This window comes from Streptomyces sp. NPDC002602, from assembly GCF_042889445.1.
In the GTDB taxonomy this organism is placed as follows: domain Bacteria; phylum Actinomycetota; class Actinomycetes; order Streptomycetales; family Streptomycetaceae; genus Streptomyces.
Genome location: NZ_JBIAQX010000003.1, coordinates 547,100 through 563,663, shown reverse-complemented (window position 1 = coordinate 563,663; position 16,564 = coordinate 547,100). Strand labels below are relative to the sequence as shown.

At 73.2% G+C, this 16,564-nt stretch carries 11 protein-coding genes; 5 read left to right on the top strand and 6 right to left on the bottom strand.

Going from position 1 to position 16,564, the window contains the following annotated elements:
* Window positions 1–48 precede the first annotated feature (48 nt).
* Both ACFYW3_RS11885 and ACFYW3_RS11880 read right to left on the bottom strand, forming a co-directional pair.
* Window positions 49–1,125, bottom strand: a complete 1,077-nt coding sequence (locus tag ACFYW3_RS11885) for an NlpC/P60 family protein (protein ID WP_389386172.1) — start codon at window positions 1,123–1,125, stop codon at window positions 49–51.
* Between the two features lie 98 nt (window positions 1,126–1,223).
* Window positions 1,224–1,577: a hypothetical protein gene (locus ACFYW3_RS11880; protein ID WP_351760596.1), complete on the bottom strand. Its 354-nt coding sequence runs from the start codon at window positions 1,575–1,577 to the stop codon at window positions 1,224–1,226.
* A gap of 100 nt (window positions 1,578–1,677) precedes the next feature.
* Between ACFYW3_RS11880 and ACFYW3_RS11875 the strand changes: the two genes are divergently transcribed.
* Entirely contained in the window at window positions 1,678–2,061 is a 384-nt protein-coding gene (locus ACFYW3_RS11875; RefSeq protein ID WP_389386171.1) for an ArsR/SmtB family transcription factor, read from the top strand.
* 103 nt (window positions 2,062–2,164) lie between these two features.
* Window positions 2,165–4,756, top strand: a complete 2,592-nt coding sequence (locus tag ACFYW3_RS11870) for an ATP-dependent DNA helicase (protein WP_389386170.1) — start codon at window positions 2,165–2,167, stop codon at window positions 4,754–4,756.
* 157 nt (window positions 4,757–4,913) lie between these two features.
* Here the strand turns inward: ACFYW3_RS11870 and ACFYW3_RS11865 are convergent, their stop codons facing one another.
* Window positions 4,914–6,563, bottom strand: a complete 1,650-nt coding sequence (locus ACFYW3_RS11865) for a peptidoglycan DD-metalloendopeptidase family protein (protein WP_389386169.1) — start codon at window positions 6,561–6,563, stop codon at window positions 4,914–4,916.
* Window positions 6,564–6,953: 390 nt separating this feature from the next.
* On the bottom strand, window positions 6,954–7,823 hold the full coding sequence (locus ACFYW3_RS11860) for an esterase/lipase family protein (RefSeq protein ID WP_389386269.1): 870 nt from the start codon (window positions 7,821–7,823) through the stop codon (window positions 6,954–6,956).
* Window positions 7,824–8,319: 496 nt separating this feature from the next.
* On the opposite strand from ACFYW3_RS11860, the gene ACFYW3_RS11855 reads away from it, so the two are divergent.
* The gene (locus ACFYW3_RS11855; RefSeq protein WP_053682557.1) at window positions 8,320–8,724 is read left to right on the top strand and encodes a cobalamin B12-binding domain-containing protein; all 405 of its coding nucleotides are present in this window, start codon (window positions 8,320–8,322) and stop codon (window positions 8,722–8,724) included.
* Window positions 8,725–9,785: 1,061 nt separating this feature from the next.
* Here the strand turns inward: ACFYW3_RS11855 and ACFYW3_RS11850 are convergent.
* Complete coding sequence (locus ACFYW3_RS11850; RefSeq protein ID WP_389386168.1) at window positions 9,786–11,345, bottom strand: DUF5691 domain-containing protein; 1,560 nt, start codon at window positions 11,343–11,345, stop codon at window positions 9,786–9,788.
* A 246-nt stretch (window positions 11,346–11,591) separates the two neighbouring features.
* Window positions 11,592–12,935, bottom strand: a complete 1,344-nt coding sequence (locus ACFYW3_RS11845) for an SWIM zinc finger family protein (protein WP_351760585.1) — start codon at window positions 12,933–12,935, stop codon at window positions 11,592–11,594.
* A 134-nt stretch (window positions 12,936–13,069) separates the two neighbouring features.
* Here ACFYW3_RS11845 and ACFYW3_RS11840 point away from each other — a divergent pair, with 134 nt between their 5' ends.
* Both ACFYW3_RS11840 and ACFYW3_RS11835 read left to right on the top strand, forming a co-directional pair.
* Window positions 13,070–14,176 (top strand): AAA family ATPase, encoded by a 1,107-nt coding sequence (locus ACFYW3_RS11840; protein ID WP_351760582.1) that lies wholly within the window; start codon window positions 13,070–13,072, stop codon window positions 14,174–14,176.
* Window positions 14,173–16,434 (top strand): DUF5682 family protein, encoded by a 2,262-nt coding sequence (locus ACFYW3_RS11835; protein WP_389386167.1) that lies wholly within the window; start codon window positions 14,173–14,175, stop codon window positions 16,432–16,434. The genes ACFYW3_RS11840 and ACFYW3_RS11835 overlap by 4 nt, the downstream gene beginning before the upstream one ends.
* Window positions 16,435–16,564: the final 130 nt, after the last annotated feature.

The following is a 16,564-nucleotide window of genomic DNA, read 5'->3' as shown; positions in this document are numbered from 1 at the left end:
AGGTCAAGACGCCGTGGGAGCCGGCGCGGTCGCCCCGCGGGTCCGGGTCTACGCGGGTCGGGACGCGCCCGCCCAGGGCATCGAGTCCACGGGGGCCACCCGGACCGTCGAGCCGGGACGCGGGGCGTGGATCATCTGGCCGTTCCCGATGTACAGGCCGACGTGCGTCACCCCGGAGTAGAAGAACACCAGGTCGCCCGGGGCGAGTTGGTCGCGGGAGACCCGGCGTCCGGCGTTGATCTGGGTGTAGGTGGTGCGGGGCAGCGAGACCCCGGCGGCCCGCCAGGCGGCCTGCGTCAGGCCCGAGCAGTCGAACGACCCCGGCCCGGTGGCCCCCCAGACGTACGGCTTGCCGATCGCCCCGTGCGCGAAGGCGATGGCCCGCGCGGCGCGCGAACCGTCGGCGGGCGCCGCCGCGGCGGTCCGCAGGGCGACCGGTGACACCGCGCCGCCCGGCGCGCCGGCGGCGGTGAAGGTGCCCGGCGCCGAGCGGGCCTCGTACGCCGCCCGCTCCTCCGCGGTGAGCTTCGCCAGCAACCGCTTGGCGCCGGCCAGCCTGCCCTCGACGAGGGCCTTGGTCTCGGCGAGTTCGTCCCGCCGCCCGCGCAGGTCCGCCAGCCGCCCGGAGGCCTTCTCGCGCACCTTCGCGACCTGGTCCAACTGCGCCCGTACGGAGGCCACCTCGGCCGCGGTGCGGTCACCGGTCCGGTTCAGGAACGCGGCCCGCTCCAGGTACTCCTGCGGATCCTCGGCCATCGCCAGTTGGACCGCGGGCCCCAGGCTCCCGCTGCGGTACTGCCCGGCGGCGAGCGAACCCAGGGCGGTGCGCGCGGTGTTGAGCCGGTCCGTTCGGCGGGCGGCCTCGTCGCGCAGGCCGGTCAGCTCCCGTTCGGCCTCGTCGGCCTTCTCCTTCGCCCCGTTGTGCCGCTCGGTCGCCGCCTCGGCCTCCTCGTAGAGCCGGTCCACGTCCGCCGCGACCTGGGCGGGACTCTGACGGGGCTCGGCCTGGGAGACGCCTTCGAAGACGGTGGCGGTGGCAGCGCCCGCGAGGGCGAGGGTGGTGGCCGCGGTCCGTACGGCGGGGCCGGAGAGCGGGCGCTGCCTGGGCTTTCGATGACTTGCCACGGGGGCGTCACGTCCTTCCGTTGGTCTTGGGGGAGGACGTTAAACCTGAAGGTAACGGGCCGATGACGAGATGACCCGAATCGACCGCAGTTGACCGGTCAGTGCCAGAGCAGGGCGATAAAGATATTGGCGATGGTCAGTCCGCCGACCGCGCCGAAGAGGGCCTTGTCCACCCGCTCCTCGTCCCGCTTCACGTAGACCAGCGCCAGGATCACGAAGAGGACGGCGAGCTTCACGCCTATCTTCACCTGGTTGACCGTTCCGCCGTCCATCTCCCGGAAGCCGACCAACAGCACGCCGGTCACGAGCATGGTCAGCGCGCCGTGCAGCATCGCCGGGACGAAGCGGGCGGCGCCGGCCCCCATCGCCTTCATCTGAGTGAGGAATCCGCCGAGGAGCGAGGCGATCCCGATGATGTGCAGGCCGACGAAGACCTTGATCAATACGTCCATGCCGTCGAGCGTACGGGGCGTCCCCCGAGCCGAATCCGGCAGGTCGGTTGCGGCCCGCACGGCCCGGCGAGGCCCGTCCTGGCCTGCGTAGAGTAAGGACATGGCCGCCACTCCCGCCGCTGAACCACCCCACCCCGACATCGACCGGCCGGACGTCGACCGACCGCACGTCGACCGGCTGGAACTCGACCGACCGCACGTCGACCGACCGCACGTCGACCGGCTGGAACTCGTCGACGTCCTCGCGGCGCTCGGTCACCCCGTCCGGCTGGAGATCGTGCGCAGGCTCGCCTCGGGCACGGAGGCGTTCTGCGGCGAGGTGGTACCCGACCTGCCGCGCTCCAGCGTCACGCACCACCTCAGGACGCTGTACGAGAGCGGAGTGATCACCCGCCGCCCCGCCGGACGCCGGCTCTACCTGGCCCTGCGGCGCGAGGACCTGGAGCTGCGCTTCCCCGGACTGCTGGCGCTCGTGCTCGACTGACCCGCCCCCGGGAGGGGGTCGGACGGGCCGGATACGGGCATATGCCGCCGATTTTTCGGGGCCGGGACCGGCTGTCGGTCCGGCCCCCTAAACTCGGAAGGCGATGAGCAGCCTCTTTGACGACAGTTTCCTGGCGGACCTCTCCCCCTCCGACGAGGTCCAGCCGCCGCCCGAGGATCACGCCGCCCCGGAAGCGGGCGCGGACGACCTCTTCGGCGGCCGGTTCGACGTACCCATGAGCGGGGACTCCCACTACCGCGACGGGGCGCCCAAACCGGTCATCGACCCGGCGGCGCTCCTGGACGGGCTCAACACCGAGCAGCGCGCCGCCGTGCTCCACGCGGGTTCCCCGCTGCTCATCGTGGCCGGCGCCGGCTCCGGCAAGACCCGGGTCCTGACCCACCGCATCGGCCACCTGCTGGCCGCGCGCGGGGTCCACCCGGGGCAGATCCTGGCGATCACCTTCACCAACAAGGCCGCCGGCGAGATGAGGGAACGCGTCGAGGGCCTGGTGGGCCCGCGCGCGAACGCCATGTGGGTCTCGACGTTCCACAGCGCGTGCGTACGGATCCTGCGCCGCGAGTCGAAGCGCCTCGGCTTCACCTCCTCGTTCTCGATCTACGACGCGGCCGACTCGAAGCGCCTGATGGCGCTCGTCTGCCGCGACCTGGACCTGGACCCGAAGAAGTTCCCGCCGAAGTCCTTCAACGCCAAGATCTCGAACCTCAAGAACGAGCTCATCGACGAGGACGCGTTCGCGGGCCAGGCGGCGGACGGGTTCGAGAAGACGCTGGCCCAGGCGTACGCGATGTACCAGGGGCGGCTGCGCGAGGCCAACGCCCTCGACTTCGACGACATCATCATGACCACGGTGCACCTGCTCCAGGCGTTCCCGGAGGTCGCCGAGCACTACCGGCGCCGCTTCCGGCACGTCCTCGTCGACGAGTACCAGGACACCAACCACGCCCAGTACACCCTGGTGCGCGAGCTGGTCGGCACCGGCTACCCGGACCTGCCGCCCGCCGAGCTGTGCGTGGTGGGCGACGCCGACCAGTCGATCTACGCGTTCCGCGGCGCGACCATCCGCAACATCCTCCAGTTCGAGGAGGACTACGCGGACGCGACGACGATCCTGCTGGAGCAGAACTACCGCTCCACGCAGACCATCCTGTCCGCCGCCAACGCCGTCATCGAGCGCAACGAGAACCGCCGCGCGAAGAACCTGTGGACCGAGGCCGGCACCGGCGCGGTCATCACCGGCTACGTCTCGGACACCGAGCACGACGAGGCGCAGTTCGTCGCCGACGAGATCGACCGGCTGACCGACGCGGGCGATGCCAAGGCCGGCGACGTCGCGATCTTCTACCGCACGAACGCGCAGTCCCGCGTCTTCGAGGAGATCTTCATCCGCGTCGGCCTGCCCTACAAGGTCGTCGGCGGTGTCCGCTTCTACGAGCGCAAGGAGGTCCGCGACGTCCTCGCGTACCTGCGCGTCCTGGCGAACCCGGAGGACAACGTCCCCCTGCGCCGCATCCTGAACGTACCCAAGCGCGGCATCGGCGAGCGTGCCGAGGCGATGATCGACGCCCTCGCGATGCGCGAGAAGATCACCTTCCCGCAGGCGCTGCGGCGCGTGGACGAGGCCTTCGGCATGGCCGCGCGCTCGACCAACGCCGTGAAGCGGTTCAACGTGCTCATGGAGGAACTGCGGACCATCGTGGAGTCGGGCGCGGGCCCGGCGGTGGTGCTGGAAGCGGTGCTGGAGCGGACGGGCTACCTCGCGGAGCTCCAGGCCTCGACCGACCCGCAGGACGAGACGCGGATCGAGAACCTCCAGGAACTCGCCGCGGTGGCGCTGGAGTTCGAGCAGGCCCGCGCGGCCGGCCCGCAGACCCCGGCGGTCGACGCGGGTGCCGAGGGCGGTGTCGACGCCGACGCCGACGCCGACGCTGATGCCGATGCCGATGCCCCCGCGGCCGGTCCCGGGCCGGGCACGCTGGCGGAGTTCCTGGAGCAGGTCGCGCTCGTCGCGGACTCCGACCAGATCCCCGACGAGGACACCGACGGCAGCGGCGTCATCACGTTGATGACCCTGCACACCGCCAAGGGCCTGGAGTTCCCGGTGGTCTTCCTGACCGGCATGGAGGACGGGGTCTTCCCGCACATGCGCGCGCTGGGACAGACCAAGGAACTGGAAGAGGAGCGACGCCTCGCGTACGTCGGCATCACGCGGGCGCGCGAGCGGCTCTACCTGACGCGCTCCTCGATGCGCAGCGCCTGGGGAACGCCCTCGTACAACCCGCCGTCACGCTTCCTGGAGGAGATCCCGACCGAGTACCTCCAGTGGAAGCGCACGGGCGCGACCCAGAAGCCGGCCGGACCGATGCGCGGTTCGGGCTACGGCTCGGGCTCCTCGGGCGGCTCCGGTTCCAGGAGCTCGTTCGGGACCTCTCCGGAGTCGTTCCTTTCCTCGTCCCGCACGAAGTCGGGCCCCTCGGGGTTCGCCACGCGGCGCGCCTCCGACAAGCCCGTCATCACGCTGGTGGTCGGGGACCGCGTCACGCACGACCAGTTCGGGCTGGGCACGGTCATGGAGGTCAAGGGCGCCGGCGCGGACGCCCAGGCCACCATCGACTTCGGGGACGACAAGCCGAAGCGGCTGCTGCTGCGGTACGCGCCGGTACAGAAGCTCTAGCGCGGACGGCGGACGGCGTGCGGCGTCCGCCGGCGTGCGGCGGGGCGGCCTGTGGATCGGATCGACCCGCCGCTCGACCCGTCGGCCGGGGCCGTGGGTCGGGGCCGTGGGTCGGGTTCGTGCCTCGGGATCGTGCCTCGGTGGGAGGGGGCGTGCTCTAGCTCGGGTCCAGGCCGTGGCTGCGCAGCCATGCCTGGGGGTCGATCGGGGAGCCGCCGCCGGGCCTGACCTCGAAGTGCAGGTGCGGGCCGGTGGAGTTGCCGGAGTTGCCGGAGTAGGCGATCACCTCACCGGCCTTGACCTTGCCGGACCGGATCTTGGTGCTGCTCAGGTGGCAGTACCAGGTCTCGGTGCCGTCGGGCGAGGTCAGTATGGCCATGTTCCCGTAGGCGCTGTTGAACTGGGTGCGCACGGTGCCGTCGGTGGCGGCCATGACCGGAGTGCCGTACGAGACCGGGAAGTCGATGCCGGTGTGCACCGACATCCACATGCCGCCGGCCTGGCCGAAGCCGGCGCTCAAGCCGTGCTGGGCGACCGGGACGGCGAACTTGGGGCGGGCGGCCTCCTTGGCCGCGGCCTCCTCGGCGCGCTTCTTCTTCTCTTCCAACTGGCGTTCGCGGAGGTCGATGCGCTCCTGGGTGCGGCTCGCCCGGTCGGCGAAGTCACCCGCGTCGGCGCTGAGCGCGGCCAACTGCGTGTCCAGCTTGTTGTTCGCGGCGATCGGCTTCACCGAGGCCGGGTCGGGCGCCGCCATGGTGACGGGTTCCTCGGCGGGCTTCTCGGCGCCGCCGGTGAGTCCGCCTACGGACGCGGCGGCGACTCCCGCGACCCCCATCACGCAGGCGGAGGGAACGGCCACCGTCAACAGGGCGGAACGCTTCGCCGGAGTGCGCCGACGGCTGTTGCCGCCCGCCCTCGCGGAATTCTTGACGGCGCCCTTGGCGGGAGCGCCGGCGCGGCGCGTGCCACGCGGCTCGTTCTCCGCACGGGGCGTCACGGGCATGGCCTGGGTGGGCATGTCGTGCACGGCGCCCCGCGGTTCCGGCTCGTCGTCCGGGAGCGCGTCGGAGACGGCCTCGAAGACGGCGGTGTCGGCGGCGTGCAGATCGACGTTCGGCTGCCGCTCGTTGTTCGCGTACGGGTCGGCGTTCGCGTACGGATCGGTGCTCGGGTACGGATCCGTGCTCGGGTACGGATCGGCGACGATGATCGGGACCACGGTCGTCGCCTCGTACGCGGGCTCGTAGGCGGCCTCGTACGAGAGGGAGTCCGCGGGGGCGGCCTGCGTGGTGTCGTGGCCGTACGCGTACGCGTATCCGCCGTCGGACTGCGACGGGTAGTCCTGGACACTCGCGGTGACCGTCGCCGCACCGGTGAGGTCGAACCCGTCGGCCCCGCCGTTCCACGCGGTGGCGTCGTACGCGCCGGTGTCCTGGGGGTAACCGGTGAAAGTGGACCACTGGCCGGTCTGCTCCGCGCCGCCGGACTCGTAACCGAAGGATGTCGGTTGGTAGTCGGAGCCGGCGGAGTTCCAGGCGCTCGCGTCCCACTGCCCGGTGGTGTCCTCGGGGGCTCCCTGGGTGGGGACGGTCGACAGGTAACTCTCCTGCGAGGCCCAGGCGGTGGTGTCGTACGTACCGGTGGACTCGTACGAGCCGTAGGCGTCGTAGGTGCCGGATACACCGTAGTTGTAGCCCTGGCCCTGCGTTTCGTAGGAAACGTAGGCCTGGTCACCAGCGAAATTGGTGGTGGAAAGGCCGTCGTACCCGGTTTCGGGGTACTGGCCCGACGGGGGGCGGTCGTTCACCAACTTCTCTTTCGCCTCGGCAGTGGGGGGCCTGGGTGGCCGGTGAACTCAAGGTTCACCGGAGGAGAGCAGTGGCGCGACTGTACCCGTCGGTCACAGGCAACGACAATCTTCGGCGGAGTTCGGTATCGCGGGAACCGGGCATTCGGCCGCCTTTCGGTCGCACAAAGACGCAGCCTTGGCCTTGAGTTCGAAATGTGTTCGACTCTGAGGGCGGAATGTGCAAGACGTCCGTCTCGGTGAAACCGCCCGGTGGGGAGGGTGTCGCGAAGGCCGAGCGGCTCGTCGTCACCGTGCGTCAGAGCGGACTTACCGATTCCGGTGCCTGGGGCTGATGTTCCGCCGGTTTCGTCCCGGATCCCGGTGTGTCGTGACCGTGTGGGTCGGGGCTCAGATGGCCATGCTCCGGCCCTCGGGTCCCGGGTCGGTGGCGCGGTTGACGGGATGGTCGGCCGCGCGGTCGGTGGTTCGGTCGCCGGGTCGTGAGTGGGCGGTGGTGAGGTCGTCGAGGGCTCGACGTACCGCGGCGATCACCGCGGGGTGGACCGCGAGGGCCAGGTGTCCGATGCCGGTGACCAGCACGTTCTCCGCGTCCAGGTCAGGGTGTTCGATGCGGGCGGTCCCGGTCGGTGCCATGATCGCGTCGAACTCGCTCCAGAACGCCACGTACCGGGTCCGGCAGCCGGGCGAGGGGGCGGCCAGCTCGGCCATCACCTCGGAGTCGGGTCGCATCTGGCGGACCAGTGGGTGCGCGTTCATGAAAGGGGCCACGCGGGTGCCGGCGTGCGGGGTGCCCAACGTGACGAGTGTCCGTACACGGGCGTCACCGCCCAGCCGCTGGACGTAGTACCGCGCGACCAGCCCACCGAGGCTGTGCCCCACGAGGTCCACGCGCTCCTGCCCGCTGCGCTCGCACAGGTCCTCGACGCGACGGGCGAGATGACGGGCGGTGGCGCGCAGATCCCGGGTGAAGGGCGAGTAGTTGTACGTTTCCACGCGCCGCAGACCGTCCGCTCCGAGGGCGCGCCGCAGCAGGACGAAGATCGAGCGGTTGTCGTTGAAGCCGTGCAGCAGCAGGACGGCCGGCCGCTGCCCGCAGGCCCCGGCGGCCGGCCCGGCGGCCGGGCGCTCCTCCCGTACCCCGGTGGGATACAGCAGCAGGTGCCCCGTGAACACCACGGCCTCCAGCGCGGCGGCGCGCAGGGCGGCCCCGGAGACGATCAGCGACAGGGGCAAGGACAGGGAGAGAGACAAGGACAGGGGGAGGGGCAGGGACAGGGACGGCAGGGGCACGCGGTTCGGGGCGGACTCCGGGACCACGTCCGGCACGGATCCCGGAACGGGCCTCGGCGCGGATCCCGAAACGGGCCTGGGCACGGATCCCGGAACGGGCCTCGGCGCGGATCCCGAAACGGGCCTGGGCACGGATCCCGGAACGGGCCTGGGCGCGGATCCCGAAACGGGCTTCGGAACGGATCCCGGAACAGGCCTCGGTCCGGGAAGTGGGAGAGACGGCGGCGTGCTCGACAGCCCCATGAACGGCCTCCCCTGGGCCTCTTGGGTGTGTGGCTGGGTACGCGGCCGTGATGCCGAGGTGGCCCCACCGCCGCGCCGGGCGGCTGACGGCGCGGTGGCGGGGCGACTCGGTGCGGTGAATCAATGGCGTCCCACGTGTGATTTCCCCCTCGTGGTTGACCGCGAAACGGCGGCGTGCGCGATGCTGTACTTAACGTTCGTTCACTCGGGAGGCAGTGCGATGGGTGTGACCGGTCCGATCCGTGTGGTGGTGGCCAAGCCGGGTCTCGACGGCCACGACCGCGGCGCCAAGGTGATCGCGCGTGCGCTGCGGGACGCGGGCATGGAGGTCATCTACACGGGCCTCCACCAGACTCCCGAGCAGATCGTCGACACCGCGATCCAGGAGGACGCCGACGCGATCGGCCTGTCGATCCTCTCGGGCGCGCACAACACGCTGTTCGCGCGCGTGCTGGAGCTCCTCAAGGAGCGCGACGCGGAAGACATCAAGGTCTTCGGCGGCGGGATCATCCCGGAGGACGACATCGCCCCCCTCAAGGCCAAGGGCGTCGCCGAGATCTTCACCCCGGGCGCCACGACGACGGCGATCGTGGACTGGGTCAACGGCAACGTGCGCCAGGGCTAGGCCGTCTCTTTTCGGATCGTGCCTGACCCGCGCCGCCCGGTACCGCACCTCGCCGCGTTGTCGAGGCACCCGAGGACGTCCGGTACTCGGGAGCCTCTCCGCCTTGCGATGCACGGCACCGGACGACGCGGGCTTGACCGGAAAGATCCGAAAGAGACGGCCTGGTCCGTCCCCTTCGGCCCCTGCCGAGGCCGCGGCGCTCGGCACCGCGACTGACGGCGCCTGCGGAGGCCCGCTCGGCCGGCACCGCGACTGACGGCGCGCGTCGGCGCGCCCGCGTGCGTCCAGCGCACGGGCGGCCCTCCGCCTTGCCAGGCACGGCACCGGACGCGGCGGCCCTGACCGACAAGGTCCGAAAGAGACGGCCCAGTCCGCCCCTTGGGGCCTTCCCGTGCCCGTGCCCGTCGCCGCGCCTGGCGGCGTTGTCGGGGCGCCCGTGTGGGTCCCCCGGTGCGCCGGGTACCTTCCGTGCGCGGTGAGGCCCTTCGCCCTTCCCGGTGCAACGCAGGCCGTTCGGCACGACGCAGGCTGTCCAGTACGACGCCGGCCGTCCGGTGCAACGCCGGCCGGTCCGAGAGGACGCCGGCCACCGCGAGCCCCGCGGCCCCGGCCGGCATGACCGGGGGAGCGGCCCCTGAGGCCTCCCGGCGGCCACAACCTCGGGGAGCGGCCCCTGCGACCCCAGGCGGGCACAACTTCGGGGAGCGGCCCGGCCAACTTCGCTCGGAAGGTGCCGTGCCCGCCGTGCTCGCCCCGCCCGCCGCCCCGCCGTCCGGACGAGGCGCTGCCCGGACGGGACGAAGGGCCGAGCCGCCGCGCCCGCCGAGCCGCCGCGCCCGCCGAGCCGCCGCGCCCGCCGACCGGCCGACCCGCCGACCGGCTGACCCGCCCGCCGCCCGGACGGGACGAAGGGCCGAGCCGCCGTGCCTGCCAACCCGCCGCCCCGCCGCGCCCGCCGACCGACTCGCCGACCCGGCCGGGACGGGGGGCCTGCAGGCAGGGCTTCGCCGGTCCTGTTCGGGCCGCCGCCATCAAGCGGCGGACGGCGGGCGACCGGAGGGTCAGTCGGGCGGGGTCAGTTCCGCGAGCATGGCCGCGCGCACGCGCAAGGTGGCGACCAGCCGCTGAAAGGCCTCCGCCCAGTAGGCGGCCGCTCCCGGCGACGCGTCCGGCGGGTCCTGTGACGCCGCGGTCAACGCCTCCAGCCGACCCGCTTCCGCCGGGTCCAGGCAGCGCTCCGCCAGCCCCATCACCCCGCTGAAGCTCCACGGGTAGCTCCCGGCCTCCCGTGCCCTGTCCAGCGCGTCGACCACCGCCCGTCCCAGCGTCCCCGCCCACGGCACCACGCAGACCCCCAGCAACTGGAACGCCTCCGACAATCCGTGGGCCCGCACGAACTCCGCCACCCACTCGGCCCGTTCCCCGTCGGGCAGGATCGACAGCAGCTTCGCCCGCTCCGCCAGCGACGCCGTACCCGGTCCCGCCGCAGGTGGCGCGGAGGCCGAACCGAGCAGTGCCTTCGACCACGCGGGGTCACGCTGGCGCACGGCCGCCCGGCACCAGGCCGCGTGCAGTTCCTCCGCCCAGCCCTCGGCGACCGGCAAGGCCACGATCTCCGCCGGATTCAGGCCCCCGAACCGGCCCCGCCAACAGGACAACGGCGCGGCCTCCACGAGCTGCCCCAACCACCAGGCCCGCTCCCCACGTCCCGCCGGCGGTCGCCTCACCACCCCGTCCCGGAGCATGCCCGCGTCGCAGTCGGCGGGTGGTTCCACCCCCTCGGGGCCCACACAGGCCAGTGCCCGCTCCGCCATCCGGCCGGCCAGCGCCGAACCCGTCAGCGCGGACAGCAGCTCGGCCGCCGTCGCCCGGACGTTGCGGCTCCGATCGCCCAGAGCCGACTCCAGGAACTCCTCGTCCGCCGGCGACAGCCCCACCCGCAACGAATCGAGGAACATCAACCGGTCCTCGGCCCGCTCGGTGGCCCAGGTGGTCGACAGCAGCCGGACCGCCGCCGCCGGCTCATGAGCTCGTACGGCGCCCAACAGGGCCACCCGCTCGGCGAACAGGCCCTCCTCCCAGAGGAGTTCCGTCGCCTCTCGATCCGCCGCGTCGGGCAGCTCCCCGGCGCCCCCCGCCCCGCCCCGAAGCGCGAACCGCCAGTCCGGATTCAGCCGGGCCAGCCACAGGCCCCGCGCCCCGGTCAGGGCCAGGGCCGGCGGCCGCAGATCGGTCCGGGCCCGGGCCGCGTCCAACAGCGCCGGTACGAGCGCCGCCGGCGCGCGGTAACCGTGGCGTCCGGCCGCCGCCAACCACTGCGGCAACAACTCCGTCAGATCCGGGGCGGCCCCCCGCCGCCCACCGGACCCGCCCGCGGCGGTCCGGCCCGCCAGCAACTGCGCGAGCCGCCGGCGGGCCGCGTCCGGCGGCTCGGGTCGCGGATCGTGCGCCGCCGGCTCCGGTCTCGGGGCCGCCTCGGCGGGCCGCAGCCCGGCCCGGCGCCGTACGGTCCGCACGGCCGCCGCGTCCAACAGGGCCTCCGGTGAGCCGCCCCGGCGCCGACCCGTGCCCAGCAGCGCGGCGCCGACCAGCTCGTCCCACTCCTCATGTGCCGTGTCCATGCGACCCCCTCCCTCGTGATGTCCCCGTGCTCCGGTCCCGCCCCCTCCACGGGACCGGAGCAGTACTTGGATTTGTCGCGCTAAATCGTGTTTCAGCTGGCGTGGTTGTCGTCCATCAAAGCCCCCCGGCTTTCTCGTTCACACACGACGGCGCCCCGCGCCGCCGTTCCCTCCCCGGCGCCGCCGCTCCCCCGCGTCGGTCGCCTCCTGCTCTTCCCTCCGGTCCGATCCGGGCCCCCGGCCCGGTCAGACCAGCGGTATCGGTTCGGCCGATCCCGGCTGCCAGGCCGTCAGGGGCGTGAACCCGCGATGGCCGACCTCGCCGAACACCGTCACCGGGCCCCCGCCCGACAGCGCGGCCAACTGCCACAGGCCCGCTCGGGACCCGCTGCCCGACCCCGACAGGGGTATCGGCAGGGCGGACGTCCCCTCCGAGTCCGCCAGTTGCCAGCCCGCCTCACCCGGTATCGGCACCACCGGGCTCAGCACCACCGGCCAGGACTCCAGCCAGGGGTCCACCCGCAGAGCGGCCCCGTACGCCTCCAGCGCGGCCGCCGTACCGATCCCGGCCGGCGCCCCGGTGCCCGGCGTCGCCGCCGAGAGACGCTCCCCGAGGTCGACACGCAACCCCGCGGAACCCGGGCGGAAGCGGGCTTCCGCCTCCCACACCAGTCCGATCGGCAACGCCAACCCCGGAGGTCGCCCCGGTGGACCGAAGTCCAACACCAGTGCCGGACGACCGCTCTCCTGCCCCCGCAGCCAGATCCGGCGGGTGGTGAGCCGCCCGTCCGGGGAAACCGAGTCGTACTGGGCCAACACGAGCCAGCGGTCCCGTACGACCTCGCCCTCCGCGGACACCGGCACACCCACCCGGTTCCTCGTCGTCGCGGCCAACTGCTCCGGCAGCCCGGACACCCCCAACCAGGCCTTGTTCAGCAGGTGCAGCAGCGCGAACTCCTCAAGCATCCGGGCGGGCCAGCCGGGGCCGCAACCGGGTATTGTCCCCAACTCCCGCACCCGCGCGGCCAGTCCGGGCGCCTGGGCGTCGACCATCCGCGCCGCGGTCTCCTCCCAGCCCGCGTACCCCGCCTGTTCCTGCCCGGCCAGACCTCCGTGCAGCAGATCGGTGAGCCGACGTTCCAGCTCGACGACGCCCGCGCCGACCCGGGCCGCCCTCCGCTCGGCCCGCCGGCGAGCCCCCTCCTCGTCCACCGGCCCGGCCGGCCCGGCGGCCGGCCGGGCCGCCTTCTCCGCCCGCCCGGTCAACCACTCCCGCGCCCAATCCGGCGCCGGCGCCGGGTCCCCCACCCCTTCCGCGGCCCAGAGCAGCAGCAGTCCCAGCGCGTGCTTGCACGGGAACTTCCGGCTCGGACACGAGCACGTGTACGCGGGACCCGTCAGATCCACGACCGTCCGGTACGGCCGACTGCCACTGCCCTTGCACAACCCCCACAGAGAACCGGAAGCGGAACCTCCGATCTGCGACCACGGACCCGCCCCACCAAGCTTTCCCCCCGCCTTTCTCGACACGTCGTCAGGAGCCAGAGCCAGTACCTGTTCCGCCGTCCAGCGGACCTCCCGCTCAGTCATGTGTCCCACCGTAGAGACCCCCACTGACAATCGCTCTGACCTGCAACAACCATGTTGCGGAAGGGCGTTGTCAGTGGGGTGGTGCACCGTGGTCACAGCAGTCGAAGGCGGCTGCCGAGCATTGGAGGGGGACCATGACCATGCCCGAGAACGGCACCGGTACCGAAGTGCTGCGCCCGCACGCCGAAGACGCCTTCGCGCACGAACTGAAAGCCTTGGCCGCGGCCGACGACCGGCCCCGCCCGAGCCGCTGGAAGCTCTCCCCGTGGGCCGTCGCGACCTACCTCCTCGGCGGGGAACTGCCCGATGGCACGGTCATCACGCCCAAGTACGTCGGACCCCGGCGCATCGTCGAGGTCGCCGTCACCACGCTCGCCACCGACCGGGCCCTGCTCCTCCTCGGCGTCCCCGGCACCGCCAAGACCTGGATGTCCGAACACCTCGCCGCCGCCGTCAGCGGCGACTCCACCCTCCTCGTCCAGGGCACCGCCGGCACTCCCGAGGAAGCCATCCGGTACGGCTGGAACTACGCCCGCCTCCTCGCGCACGGCCCCAGCAGGGAAGCCCTCGTACCCAGCCCCGTCATGCGCGCCATGGCCGACGGCATGACCGCCCGCGTCGAGGAACTCACCCGCATCCCCGCCGACGTCCAGGACACCCTGATCACCGTCCTGTCCGAGAAGACACTGCCGATACCCGAACTCGGCCAAGAAGTGCAGGCCGTGGGCGGCTTCAACCTCATCGCCACCGCCAATGACCGCGACCGCGGCGTCAACGAGCTCTCCAGCGCGCTCCGCCGCCGCTTCAACACCGTCGTCCTGCCGCTGCCCGCCACCGCCGAGGCCGAGGTCGACATCGTGGCCCGCCGCGTCGACCAGATGGGCCGCGCCCTCGACCTGCCGGCCGTGCCCGAGGGCCTGGAGGAGATCCGCCGCGTCGTCACCGTCTTCCGCGAGCTGCGCGACGGAATCACCGGTGACGGCCGCACCAAGGTCAAATCGCCCAGCGGCACCCTCTCCACCGCCGAGGCCATCTCCGTGGTCACCGGCGGTCTGGCCCTCGCCGCCCACTTCGGCGACGGCGTCCTGCGCTCCTCCGACGTGGCCGCCGGCATCCTCGGCGCCGTCGTCCGCGACCCGGCCGCCGACCGGGTCGTCTGGCAGGAGTACCTGGAGAGCGTCGTCCGCGAACGAGACGGCTGGAAGGACTTCTACCGCGCCTGCCGGGAGGTGTCCGCATGAGCCCCGAGGCCCCCGGGCCACTGCTGTTGGGCGTCCGGCACCACGGACCGGGCTCCGCCCGCGCGGTGCGGGCCGCGCTCGACGCCGCGACCCCGCGCGCGGTCCTCATCGAGGGCCCACCCGAGGGCGACGCCCTGCTGCCGCTGGCCGCCGAGCCCGGGATGAGACCGCCCGTCGCACTCCTCGCGCACGCCGCGGACGATCCCGGCAGGGCCGCGTTCTGGCCGCTCGCCGGGTTCTCCCCGGAGTGGACCGCCCTGCGCTGGGCGCAGGAACGCGATGTCCCCGTCCGCTTCATCGACCTCCCCGCCGCGCACACGCTCGCCGCCCCCCGGGATCCGCGGGCACCCGATCCCGACGCGGTACGGATCGACCCGCTCGCTGTGCTCGCCGAGACCGCCGGGTACGACGACCCCGAACGCTGGTGGGAGGACGTGGTCGAGCACCGGGGCAGCGGAGCCGTCCGGGACCCCCGCGCGACCTTCGAGGCCCTCGGCGAGGCCATGGGGGCCCTGCGCGAGGCGTACGGGGACGGCGGGCACCCCGGCGACCGGGTGCGCGAGGCCCACATGCGGCAGCGGATGCGCGCCGCCCGCAAGGAGTTCGGCGACGCCTACGCCGTGGTCTGCGGAGCCTGGCACGTCCCGGCCCTGCGCGCGAGGACCACCGCCGCCGCCGACAAGGCCCTGCTCACCGGGCTGCCCAAGGTCAAGGTGGAGACCACCTGGGTGCCCTGGACCCATCGCCGGCTCGCCCGGGCGGACGGGTACGGAGCCGGCGTCACCTCGCCCGGCTGGTACGCCCACCTCTTCGAGTCCCGGGACCGACCCCTCGAACGCTGGCTGACCCGGGCCGCCGGGCTGCTGCGGGCCGAGGACCGGCAGGTCGGCCCGGCCCACGTCATCGAGGCGGTCCGGCTCGCCGAGACCCTGGCCGTCGTGCGCGGACGCCCCGTAGCGGGCCTCGCCGAGACCCTCGAAGCGGTGCGGGCGGTGATGTGCGACGGCTCCGAGATCCCCCTCGCACTGATCGAGGACCGCCTCGTCGTCGGGGACGTCCTCGGCGAGGTCCCCGACGCGGCACCCGTCGTACCGCTCCAACGGGACCTCACACGAAGGCAGCGCGCCCTGCGGCTCAAGGCCGAGGCACAGCAACGGGACCTGGAACTCGACCTCCGCAAGGACACCGACACGGCCAAGTCCCTCCTGCTGCACCGGCTGCGGCTGCTCGGGATCGACTGGGGGACACCCACCGCCTCCCGGGGCAGCACCGGAACCTTCCGCGAGACCTGGCGGCTCCGCTGGGAACCGGAGCTGTCGGTACGGGTCGCGGAAGCCGGCATCTGGGGCACCACCGTCGTCGGCGCCGCCACGGCCAAGGTCGAGGCCGAGGCGGTCGCGGCGAGGGAGTTGGGCGAGGTCACGGCCCTGGCCGAGCGGTGCCTGTCGGCCGGTCTGTCCGAGGCGCTGCCCGTCGTCCTACGGGCCCTCGCGGACCGGGCGGCGCTCGCCACCGACGTGGCGCGGCTCGCCGAGGCCCTGCCCGCCCTGGCCCGTTCGCTGCGGTACGGGGACGTACGCGGCACCGACGCGACGGCCCTCGGCAGGGTCGCGGCCGGGCTCGCGGACCGGATCTGCGTGGCCCTGCCGCCCGCCTGCGCGACGGGCCTGGACGCCGACGGCGCGGCCGAACTGCGCGGACACGTGGACGGGGTGCACGGCGCGATCGCGCTGCTGGAGGTGGACGGCCTGCCCGAGCGCTGGGCGGCGGTGCTGCGGACGCTCGCCGGTCGCGAGGGCGTGCCCGGGACGATACGAGGCCGCGCCACCCGCCTGCTGCTCGACGACGGACGGTTGCCGCCCGAGGAGACGGCCCGGCTCATGGGGCTGGCGCTGTCCCCGGCGGCCGCCCCGGTCGACGCGGCGGGCTGGATCGAGGGTTTCGCGGGCGCCGGCGCGGGCGGCGGGACGCTGCTGATCCACGACGCCCGACTGCTGGGCCTGATCGACGCGTGGCTGGTGTCGGTGCCGGAGGGGGCGTTCATCGACGTACTGCCCCTGCTGCGCCGGACGTTCGGGGCGTACGAGTCGGGCGTGAAGCGGACCCTGGGCGAACTGGTCCGCCGCGGCCCCGGAGACCGGACCGGGAGGAGCCGGACCGGTGCGGGCTCCGACGGCTTCGCCGCCGAGCCGGACCTGATACGCGCCGACGCCGCGGCGGAGTTGGTCCGGCTGATCCTCGCGACGCCGGCGGGTTGACGGCGCCGATGGCGACCCCGGCGGGTTGACGGCGCGGGCGAGACGGTCGGGGGAGGGGACGGGGGCTCGGGGCGATGGGGAACGAAGCGGCAGTGGGGGACGGGGCGATGGGGAACGGGGCGGCAATGCG